This window comes from Isoptericola luteus (genome assembly GCF_020297055.1).
Taxonomy (GTDB): Bacteria; Actinomycetota; Actinomycetes; order Actinomycetales; family Cellulomonadaceae; genus Isoptericola; species Isoptericola luteus.
The window spans coordinates 365,755-379,127 of sequence record NZ_JAIXCQ010000004.1; the positions used below are offsets into that span (position 1 = coordinate 365,755).

Consider the following 13,373-nt stretch of genomic DNA (forward strand, 5'->3'; position numbering starts at 1 on the left):
GAGCGCAACCTCGCAGGGTTACTCAGCAGTGCGACGACCTGCTCCCACACGGCATCCTCGACCGTCGTTGCGTCCACCTGCGGGCACGAGCAGCGCGGCGCTCCCACGCCCCGGTGGCGCCTCCCCGTGCACCGGTAGACGAACCGGTCCGCATGGGACAGGCGAACTCCCGTGTAGTGCCGTCCGCAGTCGCCGTACAGCCTGCCGGTCAACTCGCGCGAGGTGGTCCCGGTGCGTGGCCTGCCGTTGCCTCGTCGCGTCAGCGCCGCCACGACCGCTTCGAACTCGTCTCGGCTCAACGGGGGGTCGGGCAGGACTGTCACGACCGGGTCGCCGTGGACCGGCTTACCGTTGCGGTCCATGCGCGTGTGCCGCCCGCCGCGCTCGGCTCCTGGGGTCCCCCACACGCGCACGCCGTCGCACAGCACCGAGTTCGTGAAGGTCTTCTTGACCACCTCGTACAGCCAGCGCCCACCCTTGCGTGGCGGCATCCCGAGGTCGTTGAGCCGGTCGGCCACCTCGCCGGTCGACATCCCGTCGCGTACCAGCCACCCGACTACGAGTCGGATCACTTCACGCTCGCCCTCGTCTGCCTCGCACAGACGCTGAAACTCGCCCATCTCGTCTTCGTCGAGTACGACGATCCCGGAGGGTCCGCAGGCGACCCCGAAGTTCGCGCCGGGGTACTTCTCCCGCCAGCGCCGCACGTGCGCCGGGCTTGCGGTCGCGTACTTCGTCCACTTGAGAGCAGGGTGCTTGCCCGCGTTGTCGCACTCGTCGTCTGAGCAGGTGCAGTACCGCTCGCCGTCCTCGCCGACCTTCGTCGGCCAGATCGGAAAGACTTGCGCACCCTTCGGCAGTAGCGCGAGCGGATTCTCGCCCGTCTCCGTGAGGCTCGGAGAGGTCCGACGCGCCTCGGCCGGGGTCGAGCCCTTCGAGGTCGTCCCAGCGGCGCGCACGGCTCTACGTCGGTCGGCATTCAGGCGGGGGCTCATCACTCGTCACCGCCGACCCTGGCTTCAACGCGACGGCAGAGTTCGTACAGCCGATCGAGGTTCGCCAGCGCTTCATCGACGGTCGCGCCGGACGACAGGACTGACCGGACGATGTGGGTGCGCAGCAGGATGCCGTGGTCGCGCAGGTCGGACTCGACCAGTTCGAGCATGTCGAGCAGGCCACCCAACCGCCCGATCCGGTACGCGACAGTGTCGGCGACGATCTGGTCGCAGGCGCATGAGTGGCAGTGGTGGCTCATCACTTGCCACCACCCCGACGCTGCGCGGTGTTGGTGGCCTGCTCGGGGTCCTCGTCGAAGATCAGCCCGCCGAGGGCGGCGAACTCAGCGTCAGTGAGCGGTCGGGAAGACCAGCGAGTCTCGACGGTGTACGTCGGAGTACTGGGAGTCTGCATCGGAGGTAGTCCTTGCGTGAGGTCCGATGCGGTGTGGGTGCCCGTCCCCGGGGCACGATGGCGCGCTACACGGGACAGGGGTTCACCGCTAGGTTCCCCACGGACTCTCTCCGGCGTGTGACCAACTTCGCCGCGCTTACAAGTCTGCTGGCAGGCTCCTGTCCGCCGAGGCGGAGGGATCGCCGGTCACACGGGCCGCTGGCTCACCCCTGGCGCTGTATGCAACAGGCGGTGCTGCGAACCAACTGCACCTCTAGTAGAGCATGGGCATTACCGCTGCTGCAGCGAGGTACGCGCGTGTCGCGCAACTGGTGCGCCAGTCGGGCACGCCTCGGCCCCCGCCCGAGAGGATCAGACAGGGGCCAAGGCAAATATCGTGCTATTGGGTGGACTAGACCCGGCGCACGGGACCTCACCCGACAATCAGAACACGGAAATTCGGGCGCATACAAGACGAGACCGCCGACCCGCGACCAAGGCGCACGGGGTCGGCGGCCTCTGCCGCCTGGAAGGACCGAGATTGGGAGCACCGGACTTCCAGTATCCAGGAAACCACGCGATTTGACGTAATCGCTCGGCGTCAGGGCCGGGATGCTGCACCGGAGCTGAACCAGTGGACCAACGGAACTGCGAGCATGATGGCCGTCTCAGCCTGTTCCTGAGTCGGCGTCACTAGGGGACCGTCCGACCCGTGCCGGTCGGTTTGTCCCGTCCAGAGAGCGCTAACCATCTCGCGCAGGATGAGCCCCTCGTCGTCCTGCTGGGCGAGCGGCAGCCCCCACTTCTGGTCGCGCAACACGCCGCGCATCTTCCCGAGGGTCGCGACATCATCCTTAGGCGAGACCTGGGGCTTCGCGGCAGTCTCGACCGCCTTGATTGCGAGGCCGTACGCCTTAGAGGGGTCAGGCGACACACCGAAGGCGGCCCGCCATGCGCCGGTAAGCACCTCTCCGGCGTGGTCGGAGTCATTCATCACCGCCTCAGCGGCGATTTGAACCCCTTCGGGCACTCGACGTTCGAGACCTGCGAATCCACGACGAGTCCCGACCTTCCAGGCCATCCCACAGTCGCGCATGTAGTCGTCGAGGACAGGTATGAACTTGCGACTAAAGTTGTCATCATCACACCGTTTGACCAAGTAATCGAGTAGAACTATAACCTGGTCATCGTCCAGATTGACTTTGAGCGCGTCCACGCCGTTCCACTCGAACTGCTGACTCAACGGGCTTGTATTCCTTGTCGTCGCATCGAATCCATCGACCCAATGCTGTCGAGGCGTCTTGTTGTACTCGCCCTTCGAGTAGTCCGTCAGCGCGACCTCGATCCATCGCCAGATAGGTTTCTGCGCCTAGGGCGGTACGCCCTCGTGCAGCGTCGCCGCCTGCTCTTCGCTCTGCCCCATGGGTCGCCACTCAGTCATGTGCCACAGTGTGCCGCATGCGACCCGCACGGTCTCGCGCGAGGCTCTCCGCGCCTCCGCAAGTTGGAGCAGTTCCCACCCGCCTACTCGCGTACCTCAACCTCCCCCTCCCCCCGGATCGAGGCTTCCATCTTGGCAGCGCGTGAGGGGTGCCTTATCCTTGAGGCCTCTTGATTTATGGCATTCTCCAGTCGTGCGTGTAGTTCCCGGCGCGCCTGCGATTGGAACATCGCCAGATCTGCGGCGGAGTCGAAGTCTCCATGCCCCTCCAAATCGCCAATCATGCGAATAAGGTCAAGGACATCCCGCTCGGTCGAAGAGACGCCGGGCGACGAGCCCGGCAGTGCGATATTCAAGTTAGAGAGCCGCGAATCTATTCGTTCAAGTCGGTCTAGAATCTCGGCGTTGGTTCGTTTAGTTAGGTCGGAGCTAGTAGCACCCTGCGCGATAAGTTGACCTCGATCGACTGGGGTTACTATCGATGCGGGATTGTCAATTGCATGCCGGGCCGCGCTACCAACATCTTGAATGGCTTTCTGCGCGTCGGCGATATCGAACGAATACGAGAAGACGCGTACGTCCTTTATGTCGAAAGGTATTGCGTCCGGAGTGTCAAGTCGAATATGAACCACTGGCTTCTTGAATGCATGGGCGAGGGCAACCTCATAGTATACGTTCGGGTTGGAACCGGTTAGGTCCGCGATAATGAGGTCAGATTCAAGGATGCTCGAAATGAGAGCCGGGGTGATTTCTCCAGGGTTGGAATCATCATCTGCGCGGACGATTTTAGACACAACTTTCGGCACTAGCGCGGGCCGTAGGACAAACTCCAGCACTTTGTCGCTTCGTTCACGCTCAGAACTTCCGGCCTTGCCAATCGGTGAGACGAAGAACGCCTTCTTGGTTTCGTCAGACATACCTACAGAGACTAGTCGGTTTCGTCAGGGCGCGGAGGTCAGCGCCAGGGTGAACTCACGTCGGCTGTGCGGAGGCGGTGCACCCATGGGGCCAGGCCGGTCACAAAACCCGCTACTCGCCAGGGCTGTGGGCGAACACCGCGACGAGTCCAACACCCTTCGACGTCGCGACCGGCTCGTCCGTGATCGTGTACCGCGCGGGCACCTTGTGCTTCCGGTGGCGACCGTCAAACTCCAGGCGTCCTCCAAGTTTGTCGTCATCGACCGGCCAGAACTCCCCGTCGTACGGCCCGCCGCGCAACAACACCCAGGTCTGGTTCATACCGCCAGCATGTGCCTGACGTGATCACGCCGCGATCCGGAAGGGGAACACAGCCTGGCGGGCACGAGCATGGCGACCTCCTTCTTGCCGCCTTCCTCCATGAGTGCGCGACGCCCCGACTCGCGGACGTCCTGCGCCTGGGCGCGCAGCACCTCGGCGAGCGGCGTGCCCCGCTCGAGGGCGACCGCCACCCCCTCCGCAAAGCGGGTCAACGACGGCAGGCCGGTGCGGTCCGCCATCGCGACCAGCGCGGAGGAGATCGGCGCACCTGCGCGGACGTCGGCGAGCATCGTGGCGATCTCCCCCGACAGCTCGCCCCGCGCCGTCGCCGCCACCCGCTCGAGCGCCGGCACGGGCCCCTCGCCCGCGGTGACGGCGAGGGCCAGCAGCTCGGCGACCGTCGGGAACTCCGCGAGCATCCGCTGCTCGCGCTGGCGCACGGCTCGACCGAGCTGCTGGTCGCAGGCGACGTAGCCGGCGGCCCCGCAGAGCAGCACGAGCGCGACGAGCGGGACGGGGGACGAGCCGCGAGTCGCGGCGAGCAGCAGCGCGAGAGCCAGCCCGCCGCCGAGACCCAGCGCCGCCCACACGAGCTGCCGGGCGCGGAAGCTCTCGACGCTCTGCACCAGCCCCGCTCGGTCGAGCCGGCGGCGCAGCTCCGCGCGCGGCGAGCCCCAGCGCTCGAACCAGTGGGCGGCGTCGGCGACCCACGGTGCGACGAGCCGCTCGACGACACCGAACGGCGTGGCGGGCGCCTGCTCCCTCAGCAGCCCCGACGTCGCGTCGCGAGGACGGAGCGTGGGCGCGAGTCGTTCCTCGAGCGTGATGCGGCGGGCTCGCAACCGGGACACGACGAGCAGGAGTCCCAGGCCGCCGAGCAGCCCGACGAGCGCGCCCGTCCACGAGAGCCAGCCGCCCGTCATCGCAGCACCCGCCCTTCCTCGGGCAGCCGCCCGATCCGGACCATCGCGCGGTACGCCACCAGTGACACCGCTGCGCCGGTGCCCAGCACCGCGACACCGGCGGCGGTGTCGTAGGCCTGCGCCGTCTCCGGCCGGGTGGCCAGGAAGGCGAGCACGACCCACGGCCCGGCGGCCGCCAGCCGCGCGCCGCTCACGGTCCAGGACTGGCGCGCCTCGAGCTCGCCGCGGGTCCGGGCGTCCTCGCGCAGGAACATCGAGAGGGTGCGCAGCAGGCGTCCCAGGTCGGTACCGCCCACCTCCCGCGTCAGGCGCAGCGCCTCGACGATGCGGTCGGCCACGGGGTCGGCGAGGCGCTCCTTGAGCAGGTCGAGACACTCGGAGAACCGCCCCGTGGCCCGGTAGTCGGCCGCGAACAGGGCGAACGGCTCCCGCAGCTCCGCGGGTCCTCGCTCGCCGAGCTGCGCGACCGCCTCCGGCAGCGACAGACCCGCGCGGACCCCGGAGGCCAGGTGGTCCACGACCTCGGGCCAGACCTCGCGCAGGTCACGCCGGCGGCGCCGCGCCCGCGTCCGCACCAGCAGCTCGGGCGCGACGGCCGCCATCGTCGCGAAGCAGGCAGCGATCGCGGGCGAGCGCGTCACGGCGAGCGCCGCCAGCAGGACGACGACGCCGGCCGCCGCACTGAACGCCCACAGTGCCCGTGGCGAGACGCTCGACGCTCCCGCCTGGACCAGCAGGTCCTGGACCACGGCGCTGCGCCGTCCGCGCCGGGTCGTGCGGACGACCGGTTCCCAGCAGGACAGCCAGACCAGGAGCAGGCCGGCGCCGAGGAGCAGGCCGGCGACGACCCCCATCAGCGCGCACCCGCGAGCAGGGCACGCACGTCCACGCCCACGCGGGCGAACCGTTCCTCGCCCGGCGGGAAACCGTCGCCGCGGACCAGCTCCCCGCCGCGCTCGTGCCCCAGCCGGTGGAACAGCCCCGCGGTCTCGACACGGTCGCCCTCCACCCGCCCGGTCACGGCGACGATCTCGCGCACGCCCCGGGCGCCGTCTGCCGCCACGTCGAGGTGGACGACGATGTCGATCGCTGCCGCGACGGTGGGCACGACGAACCTGTCGGACACGTTCTCGCCCGCGAGCAACGGCAGGGTGCACATCTTCGTCACCGCCTCGCGCGCGGAGTTGGCGTGGACCGTGCACATCCCAGGAATTCCTGCGTTGAGCGCAACGAGCATGTCGAAGCTCTCGGCCTCACGCACCTCGCCGATGACGATGCGGTCCGGCCGCATCCGCAGCGCCTCCTTGACCAGGCGGCGCAGGGGAATCTCGCCGGTGCCTTCGAGGCTCGCCTGACGGCACTGCATCGCGACGTGGTCTCGCGCCGCGAACCGGACCTCGAACACCTCCTCGCACGAGATCACGCGCTGACCGACCGGGATCGAGCCCGCGAGAGCGTTGAGCATCGTCGTCTTGCCGGCCTGCGTCGCGCCCGAGACGAGCACGTTGAGCCCGGCCCGGACCGCCGCGTCGAGGAACGTGGCCGCATGGGTCGTCAGCGAACCGAGCCGCACCAGGTGGTCCAGGTGGCTGGCGCGCACCAGGTGCTTACGGATGTTCACCGCGAAGTGCCGGCGCGTGATGTCGGGGATGACCACGTGCAGCCGCTCGCCGCCGGGCAGCGAGGCGTCGACGAACGGCGAGCTGAGGTCGAGCCGGCGGCCGCTCGCCTTGAGCATCCGCTCCACCAGGTCGCGTACCTGGCCGTCGGTGAGGATCGTCGTGGTCAGCTCGGGGACTCCTCGTCGGGCCACGAAGACCTGGGCCGGGCCGTTGATCCAGATCTCCTCGACCTCGGGGTCGTCGAGGTAACGCTGGAGCGGACCGAGCCCGCCGAGGGCGTCGGCGACGGATCGTGCGGCCGACGGCGCGTCGGGCAGGGCGGGCACCACCCCGAGGGTGGCGCGGTCGGCGTAGTCCGCGAGCGCCTCGGCGACGAGGCGGTCCAGGCCGGCCCGGTCGCGGACGGGATCGATGCTGCGGCGGCGGACGAGCTCGCGCACCTCGTCCTCGAGGATCGCTGCGGCGTCACGGGACGCCGTCGTCTCGATCGACACTGATCTCCCTCTCGTCGTGCGGGCACGGCGGGCCGCGCGGAGCCCTGGGTGAGGCGGGCCCCAGGGTAGGGGAATCCGGCGCGCCCGCGTCGCCACACTGTGGACAACCCGGGGACGACCCGGGGGAGGCGCCGCCCTCAGGCCCGGCCGTTCCCGCAGGCTACGGCCAGGAACGCCCTGACCAGCCGCGTCGTCTCCTCCGGCTGGTCGTAGGTGACGATGTGCCCGGCGTCTCGGATGGTGAGCAGCCGTGAGCCGGGCGCCGCCGCGGCGGCCGCCGCCAGCTCCTCGTGCCCCACGAGCGGGTCGCCGTCGCCCCGCGCCCACAGGGAGGGCACGCGCAGCCCCGGTAGGTCGGGGACGAGGTCCGTCGCCATGGCGAACGGCCCGTACGCGCCGGTCATCCAGTCGTCGAGCGCGGGCTCGCCGTGCTCGGCCTTCGCGCGGGCCTCCGCGACGGCGAGCGCCACGATCTCCTCGAAGCCGTCGGTCTCCTCGCCCGCGGTCAGGTTGTCCGCCATCGACCGGCGCACCAGCGCCGGCCGCCGGGCCAGGTATCTGCTGGTGAGGCGCATCAGGCCCGGGGTGCGGATGGTCAGCCAGGTGAGCAGCTGGGCCTTGCGCCGCGCGCCGATGCCGCCGGGGCCGATCGCGACGACGGCGTCGACCCGCTCCGGGTGGTCCAGCGCGTACCCGACGGCGATGCCCGCGCCCAGCGACAGCCCCACGAGGGACGCCCGCTCCAGCCCGAGCGCGTCGAGCAGCCCGCCGAGGAACCGGCGGTAGAACGCGTCGTCGAGCCTGCCCTGCCAGGGCCGGCTGGCGCCGTGCCGGGGCAGGTCCACCAGGTGCACGCGGTGGTCGGTGGCGAGCCGGGGCGCCACGTCCCGCCACACGCCCTGGGCCGTGTCCAGCATGCCGCCGTGCAGCAGCAGCACGGGCGGCCCGGACTCCCCCGCGCGGTAGGTGCGCACCGGCCCGCCGCACACGGTGAGGTCCGTCCACCGGGAGAAGACGTCGGCGGCATCGGTGGTGTCGGTCATGCGGGGTCCTCCAGGAGCTCGAGCTGGTGGTCGAGGCGGGCGAGCAGGTCGAGCTGCGCGGCCCGTGCGGCGGCGGCGTCGACGGGTCCGGCGCCCTGCAGGCCGCGCCCGACGACGCCGGCGAACAGCGTGACGGCGTCGCGCAGCTGCTCGTCCGTGGTGGCTCCGAGGGTGCCGGGCGCGTGGACGAGCCCGACGGTGAACAGGGCGAGCACCCGCACCACCGTGTCCGGTGCCACCGCGTCGTCCAGCACCCCGGCGTCCTGGAGCCGCGCGACGTACGCGCCCAGCCAGCCGAACCTGTGCCGGTAGCGGTCCTCGCCGGATCCGCTCAGGTCCCGGACGTGGTCGCCCAGCACGCCGTCGTCGCCCAGGTAGAGCGCGCGCATGAGCGGGTCGCCGAGGAGCGCGTCGACGCCGAACCGGTAGACGGCGGGCAGGTCCACGAGGCCCGGGGCGTCGACGACCCGGCGGTGCACCTCGGCCGTGAGGGCACGGGTGCTGCGGCGCAGCACGGCGTCGAGGATCGCGGCCTTGCCGGGCAGCTCCAGGTAGACCGCGCCCTTGCCGATGCCCGCACGCGCGGCCACGTCGGCGACCGTGGTGCGCGACCATCCGCGCTCGAGCATCAGCGCGCGGGCGGCGTCGAGGATGCGGCCGCGCCGGTCGGGGACGAGCGGTCGGGGCACGGGCGACTCCTTGGTGACCAGAAGTTGGATTCTGGTCACTACCATAGCCGCTCCCGGCCGTCGCCCGCACCGGGCGTGCGGATATCGTCGATGACCATGCCGACCTCGCCGACCACTCCCCCGCCCGGCCGCTGGCACGACGTCGCCCGCGCGACCGGCCTCCTCGCCGCCGACGGCGCCGTCGCGCAGACGATCTTCGCCGAGATGACGGTGCTCGCGAACCGCACGGGCGCGATCAACCTGGGTCAGGGGTTCCCCGACGTCGACGGGCCGGACTACGTCAAGGAGGCGGCGAAGGCCGCCATCGACGCGGGCCGCAACCAGTACGCGCCCGGCGACGGCGTGCCCGAGCTGCGCCGCGCCGTCGCCGACCACCAACGCCGCCACTACGGCCTCGAGGTGGACCCGGACACCGAGGTGCTCGTGACCACGGGCGCGACGGAGGCCCTCACCGCCGCGATCCTCGCCCTGACCGGCCCCGGCGACGAGGTGATCACCCTCGAGCCGTTCTACGACTCGCACGCCGCCGCGATCGCGATGGCGGGCGCCACCCACGTCCCCGTGCCGCTCACCGCCGAAGGCCTGCGGCTGGACGCCGGCGCGCTGCGGTCCGCTGCCGGCGGGCGCACGCGGATGATCGTCGTCAACAGCCCCCACAACCCCACCGGCACCGTGCTCACGCCCGCCGAGCTGGAGCAGGTCGCCGCCGTCGCGCGCGAGACCGGGGCGATCGTCCTCACCGACGAGGTCTACGAGCACCTCGTCTTCGACGACGCCGTGCACGTGCCGCTCGCGACGCTGCCGGGCATGGCCGGGCGCACGCTCACCGTGTCGTCGGCAGGCAAGACGTTCAGCCTCACGGGATGGAAGGTCGGCTGGGTGCACGGACCGGCGCCGCTGATCACCGCCGTGCGCACGGTCAAGCAGTTCCTCTCGTACAGCTCGGGCGCACCGTTCCAGCCCGCGATCGCCCGGGCGCTGGCCGACGACGAGACCCCGCGTGCGCTGGCGGCGTCCCTCGCCGCCCGCCGCGACCTGCTGTGCGACGGCCTCGTGCGGGCCGGGTTCGACGTCGTCCGACCGCAGGGCACGTACTTCGTCATCGCCGACGGCGCGCCGCTCGGGTTCGACGACGGCCACGAGCTGTGCCGCCGCCTGCCGGAGCTGGCCGGCGTCGTCGGCGTGCCGGTGTCCGCGTTCTGCCGCGCGGGGTCGACGGCGGCCGAGGCGATGGCGTCGCGCGTGCGGTTCACGTTCGTCAAGCGCGAGGACGTGCTGCGCGACGCCGTCGACCGCCTCGCCCGGCTCCGCCGGGAGGGGACTACCTCGCGGGCAGCAGGAGCCCGGCCGCCACGACCAGCATGATCACCGCGACCACGCCGTCGACCACGCGCCACGCCCCCGGCCGCGCCAGCACCGGCCCGAGCAGCCGCGCGCCGTAGCCGAGCGCGACGAACCACAGCACGCTCGACACCACCGCGCCGAGCGTGAACCACCACCGCAGGTCGCCGTGGGACGCCGCGAGGGACCCCTGCAGCACGACGGTGTCCAGGTAGACGTGCGGGTTGAGCCACGTCAGCGCCAGCGCGGTGAGCAGCACCGGCCGCAGCCGGCGACCGGCGTCCGGCACCGCGGCCCCCGGCGCGGCCGCCAGCGCGCCCTCGTCGCCGCGCCAGGCACGCCGCGCGGCGAGCGCCCCGTACCCGAGCACGACGGCGGCCCCCGCCCAGCGCGCCACCTCCACGACGCCGGGCGCCCGCTGCACCAGGGCGCCGAGCCCGCCGGTGCCCGCCGCGTACAGCACGACGTCGGACGCCGCGCACACGGCCACGACGACGCCGACGTGCTCGCGGCGCACCCCCTGGCGCAGCACGAACGCGTTCTGCGCCCCGATGGCGACGATGAGCGAGAGTCCGAGGCCCAGCCCGGACAGGAAGGTCAGCACCCCTCGACGCTAGGTCCGCGAGGCGATGCAGTCCAGCTACGCTTTCTTCGTTCGATGAAGCCGTGCTTCATCTAGGCTGGCGGCATGCGATGGGACTCCCGCCAGCTCGAGGCGCTCGCCGCCGTGCTCACCGAGGGCTCGTTCGAAGCCGCGGCGCGCGACCTGCACGTCACCCCGTCAGCGGTGAGCCAGCGGGTGCGCGCCCTGGAGAGCGCGGCCGGGACGGTGCTCGTGCGCCGCACGCGGCCCGTCGGCCCGACCGCGCCGGGCCGCACCCTGCTGCGGCTGGCCCGGCAGGTCGCGCTGCTCGACGCCGAGGCCGCCCTGGAGATCGGCGGCGGCCTCGACAGGGCTCCCGGCGACGCCGACGGGCCCGGCGGCGTCCCGGTGAGCGTCCCGCTCGCCGTCAACGCCGACTCCCTGGCCACCTGGCTCATGCCCGCCCTGGGACGCCTCGACGGCGTGTGCGTCGACCTGCACGTGGCCGACCAGGACCGCACGGTCGACCTGCTGCCCGCGGGCACCGTCATGGTCGCGGTCACCTCGCAGGCCGAGCCGGTCCAGGGCTGCACCTCGCGCGCGCTCGGCGTCATGCGCTATCGGGCCGCCGCGACCCGTGCGTTCGTCGAGCGCTGGTTCCCCGAGGGGCCGACCCCCGCCGCCCTCGAGCGCGCGCCCATGGTCGTCTTCGACCGGTCGGACGGGCTGCAGGACGCCTGGCTGCGCGGGCGCTCCGGCACGGCGGGGCACCCGGTGCCCGCACCGCCGCGCCACCACGTGCCGAGCACGTCCGACTTCCTGGAGGCGATCCGGATCGGGCTGGGCTGGGGCATGTGGGGGCCGATCGCCCGCCCGGGCGCCGCGTTCCCGCTCGTCGACGAGCGCGCCGACGGGATCGTCCCGCTCGACGACGCCACCGTCGACGTGCCGCTGTACCTGCAGCAGTGGAAGCTGCGCTCGGCCACGCTGGACCGCGTCTGCGGCGCGCTGGTCGACGAGGCGCGGCGCGCGCTGCCCCCCGCGTAGGGCTCGGCTACGCGCAGACGCCCGGGAGCAGGGTCGGGCTGGGCGACGGGGCGGGCGACGGCGACGCGCCGTCGTCGGAGCTCCCCGGGTCCGGCTCCGGAGACCGGGTGCCCGGCGACTCCACCTCGTCGCCCACCGCCGTGGCGCTGGGGCTCGTAGTGTCCTCGCCGTCCTCCTTCGTCAGGCCCGGCGGCGGCTCGTCCGCCCGGATCCGTTCCCAGACGGCGTCCGCCTCCGACGTCCACACCACCCGGTTGGGGTCGCTCGGCGCGGCCGCGACGGGGACCGCCGTGAACACGATCCGGGCCGGGTCGATGTCGCGGACGCTCCACGCGAGCCCGGCCAGCGCCCCCGGGCTGCCCAAGCCGGGGCTGGTGGAGATGGACCCCAGGATCTCGCGCACCATGCGGTAGAGGCGCGGGGAGTCCGTGATGACGTTCTGCGACAGGATCTCGCGCATCGTGGCGTCGAAGAACGCCTGCTGCCGCTCGATCCGCTGGAGGTCGCTGCCGACCTCCAGCCCCATCCCCTCGCCCTTGCGGACGCGGAGGAAGTCGATGGCCGCGTTCCCGTCCAGCGTCTGGCGGCCCGCCGGCAGGTCGAGGTCGGAGTAGCGCGGGTCGCCCACGACCGGCTCGGGGAGGCACATCGTCACCCCGTCGATGGCGTCGACGACGCCGATCACCCCCGTCATCTGCACCACCATGTGGTCGGTGACGCGCACGCCGGTGAGCTCCTCGACCGTCTTGATGGTGCACGCGGCGGCGCCGGTGAGGTCCTTCTCGGGACCGCCGCCGATGGTGAACGCGGTGTTGAACATCGCGCCCGAGCGCGGGGACGTCTGACCGCCGCCGGGCTGCGGGCAGGAGGGGATGTCGACGAGCGAGTCGCGCGGGATCGAGACGGCCTCGATGCGCGAGCGGTCGCCGGAGACGTGCAGCAGCAGCGTCGTGTCGGAGTGGAACTCGTCGCCCGCGCCGGCGATCTTGGCGTTGGCCTCGTCACGGAAGTCCGTGCCCATGACCAGGATGTTCAGCGCCTTGCCCGCGTACGGGTCGCTCGGGTCGTCCTCGGCCGGCACGGCCGGCCGGTCGGTGTCGCGGCCGAGCAGCGCGTCGACGTCCGAGACGTCCATCTGGTTCTGCAGGTCGATCCACGAGGCCACGGCACCGGCGCCGACGAAGGCGACGATCCCGGTGACGACGAGCGCGACCGTGCGGACGACCCGGTGCGAGGCGACGGCCGTCGCATGGTGAGCCTGACTCCGCGACACACCGCGAGCCTATGGCCTGAGCAGCACGTTCGCGCGGGCGTCCGGCACCTGGGCGCGGGGTGGGGGGGGGGCGGGGGGCGCGCCCCCCCCGCCCCCCCCCCCCCCCCCCCCCCCGGCGCCCCCCCCCCCCCGGGGGGGCGGGGGGGGGGGGGGGGGGGGGGGGGGGGCCCGCGGCCCGGGGGGGGGGGGGGGGGGGGGGGGCCCCCGGGGGGGGGGGGGGGCCCCCCCGCCCGTCAGGTCAGGGAGCTCGTCGGACTCAGCCCGCCTGGCCGTTGAGCATCGGCGTGAT

Annotated in this window: 14 protein-coding genes and 1 pseudogene; 2 read left to right on the forward strand and 13 right to left on the reverse strand. The window is 72.0% G+C overall.

Annotated elements, in window-relative coordinates; genetic code table 11:
- Positions 1-47: 47 nt before the first annotated feature.
- The 11 genes and pseudogenes from LEP48_RS08595 to LEP48_RS08645 form a co-directional block, all read right to left on the reverse strand.
- Positions 48-995: pseudogene (locus LEP48_RS08595) on the reverse strand (bifunctional DNA primase/polymerase); the annotation flags it as partial.
- A complete protein-coding gene (locus tag LEP48_RS08600) occupies positions 995-1,258 on the reverse strand; it encodes a hypothetical protein (RefSeq protein WP_225565160.1) in 264 nt (87 codons plus the stop codon). The pseudogene LEP48_RS08595 and the gene LEP48_RS08600, both read right to left, overlap by 1 nt.
- The gene (locus LEP48_RS08605) at positions 1,255-1,410 is read right to left on the reverse strand and encodes a hypothetical protein (protein ID WP_225565161.1); all 156 of its coding nucleotides are present in this window, start codon (positions 1,408-1,410) and stop codon (positions 1,255-1,257) included. Before LEP48_RS08605 ends, LEP48_RS08600 begins: the two co-directional genes overlap by 4 nt.
- Positions 1,411-1,990: 580 nt before the next feature.
- Positions 1,991-2,632, reverse strand: coding sequence for a hypothetical protein (locus tag LEP48_RS08610; RefSeq protein WP_225565162.1), 642 nt, complete (start codon positions 2,630-2,632; stop codon positions 1,991-1,993).
- Between the two features lie 281 nt (positions 2,633-2,913).
- Positions 2,914-3,747 carry a hypothetical protein gene (locus LEP48_RS08615; protein WP_225565163.1) on the reverse strand — a complete coding sequence of 278 codons (834 nt, stop codon included), beginning with the start codon at positions 3,745-3,747 and terminating at the stop codon, positions 2,914-2,916.
- Positions 3,748-3,859: 112 nt separating this feature from the next.
- Positions 3,860-4,069, reverse strand: coding sequence for a hypothetical protein (locus LEP48_RS08620; protein ID WP_225565164.1), 210 nt, complete (start codon positions 4,067-4,069; stop codon positions 3,860-3,862).
- Entirely contained in the window at positions 4,066-4,992 is a 927-nt protein-coding gene (locus LEP48_RS08625) for a type II secretion system F family protein (RefSeq protein WP_225565165.1), read from the reverse strand. Before LEP48_RS08625 ends, LEP48_RS08620 begins: the two co-directional genes overlap by 4 nt.
- Positions 4,989-5,846: a type II secretion system F family protein gene (locus LEP48_RS08630; protein ID WP_225565166.1), complete on the reverse strand. Its 858-nt coding sequence runs from the start codon at positions 5,844-5,846 to the stop codon at positions 4,989-4,991. The genes LEP48_RS08625 and LEP48_RS08630 overlap by 4 nt, the downstream gene beginning before the upstream one ends.
- Positions 5,846-7,108 (reverse strand): TadA family conjugal transfer-associated ATPase, encoded by a 1,263-nt coding sequence (locus tag LEP48_RS08635; protein WP_225565167.1) that lies wholly within the window; start codon positions 7,106-7,108, stop codon positions 5,846-5,848. The genes LEP48_RS08630 and LEP48_RS08635 overlap by 1 nt, the downstream gene beginning before the upstream one ends.
- Before the next feature lie 137 nt (positions 7,109-7,245).
- Complete coding sequence (locus LEP48_RS08640) at positions 7,246-8,151, reverse strand: alpha/beta fold hydrolase (RefSeq protein WP_225565168.1); 906 nt, start codon at positions 8,149-8,151, stop codon at positions 7,246-7,248.
- Positions 8,148-8,840, reverse strand: coding sequence for a TetR/AcrR family transcriptional regulator (locus LEP48_RS08645; RefSeq protein WP_225565169.1), 693 nt, complete (start codon positions 8,838-8,840; stop codon positions 8,148-8,150). Before LEP48_RS08645 ends, LEP48_RS08640 begins: the two co-directional genes overlap by 4 nt.
- Before the next feature lie 96 nt (positions 8,841-8,936).
- Here LEP48_RS08645 and LEP48_RS08650 point away from each other — a divergent pair, with 96 nt between their 5' ends.
- A complete protein-coding gene (locus LEP48_RS08650) occupies positions 8,937-10,205 on the forward strand; it encodes a pyridoxal phosphate-dependent aminotransferase (RefSeq protein ID WP_225565170.1) in 1,269 nt (422 codons plus the stop codon).
- Here LEP48_RS08650 and LEP48_RS08655 read toward each other — a convergent pair.
- Entirely contained in the window at positions 10,162-10,785 is a 624-nt protein-coding gene (locus LEP48_RS08655) for a LysE/ArgO family amino acid transporter (protein ID WP_225565171.1), read from the reverse strand. The genes LEP48_RS08650 and LEP48_RS08655 overlap by 44 nt on opposite strands.
- Before the next feature lie 84 nt (positions 10,786-10,869).
- On the opposite strand from LEP48_RS08655, the gene LEP48_RS08660 reads away from it, so the two are divergent.
- Positions 10,870-11,811, forward strand: coding sequence for a LysR family transcriptional regulator ArgP (locus tag LEP48_RS08660; protein WP_225565172.1), 942 nt, complete (start codon positions 10,870-10,872; stop codon positions 11,809-11,811).
- A gap of 7 nt (positions 11,812-11,818) precedes the next feature.
- On the opposite strand, the gene LEP48_RS08665 is transcribed toward LEP48_RS08660, so the two are convergent.
- Positions 11,819-13,084, reverse strand: a complete 1,266-nt coding sequence (locus LEP48_RS08665; RefSeq protein ID WP_225565173.1) for an LCP family protein — start codon at positions 13,082-13,084, stop codon at positions 11,819-11,821.
- Positions 13,085-13,373: the final 289 nt, after the last annotated feature.

Coding starts and splice junctions, on each gene's coding strand:
- LEP48_RS08605 (WP_225565161.1), bottom strand. CDS start 1,410: ATGCAGACTCCCAGTACTCCGACGTACACCGTCGAGACTCGCTGGTCT.
- LEP48_RS08615 (WP_225565163.1), bottom strand. CDS start 3,747: ATGTCTGACGAAACCAAGAAGGCGTTCTTCGTCTCACCGATTGGCAAG.
- LEP48_RS08620 (WP_225565164.1), bottom strand. CDS start 4,069: ATGAACCAGACCTGGGTGTTGTTGCGCGGCGGGCCGTACGACGGGGAG.
- LEP48_RS08625 (WP_225565165.1), bottom strand. CDS start 4,992: ATGACGGGCGGCTGGCTCTCGTGGACGGGCGCGCTCGTCGGGCTGCTC.
- LEP48_RS08630 (WP_225565166.1), bottom strand. CDS start 5,846: ATGGGGGTCGTCGCCGGCCTGCTCCTCGGCGCCGGCCTGCTCCTGGTC.
- LEP48_RS08640 (WP_225565168.1), bottom strand. CDS start 8,151: ATGACCGACACCACCGATGCCGCCGACGTCTTCTCCCGGTGGACGGAC.
- LEP48_RS08650 (WP_225565170.1), top strand. CDS start 8,937: ATGCCGACCTCGCCGACCACTCCCCCGCCCGGCCGCTGGCACGACGTC.
- LEP48_RS08660 (WP_225565172.1), top strand. CDS start 10,870: ATGCGATGGGACTCCCGCCAGCTCGAGGCGCTCGCCGCCGTGCTCACC.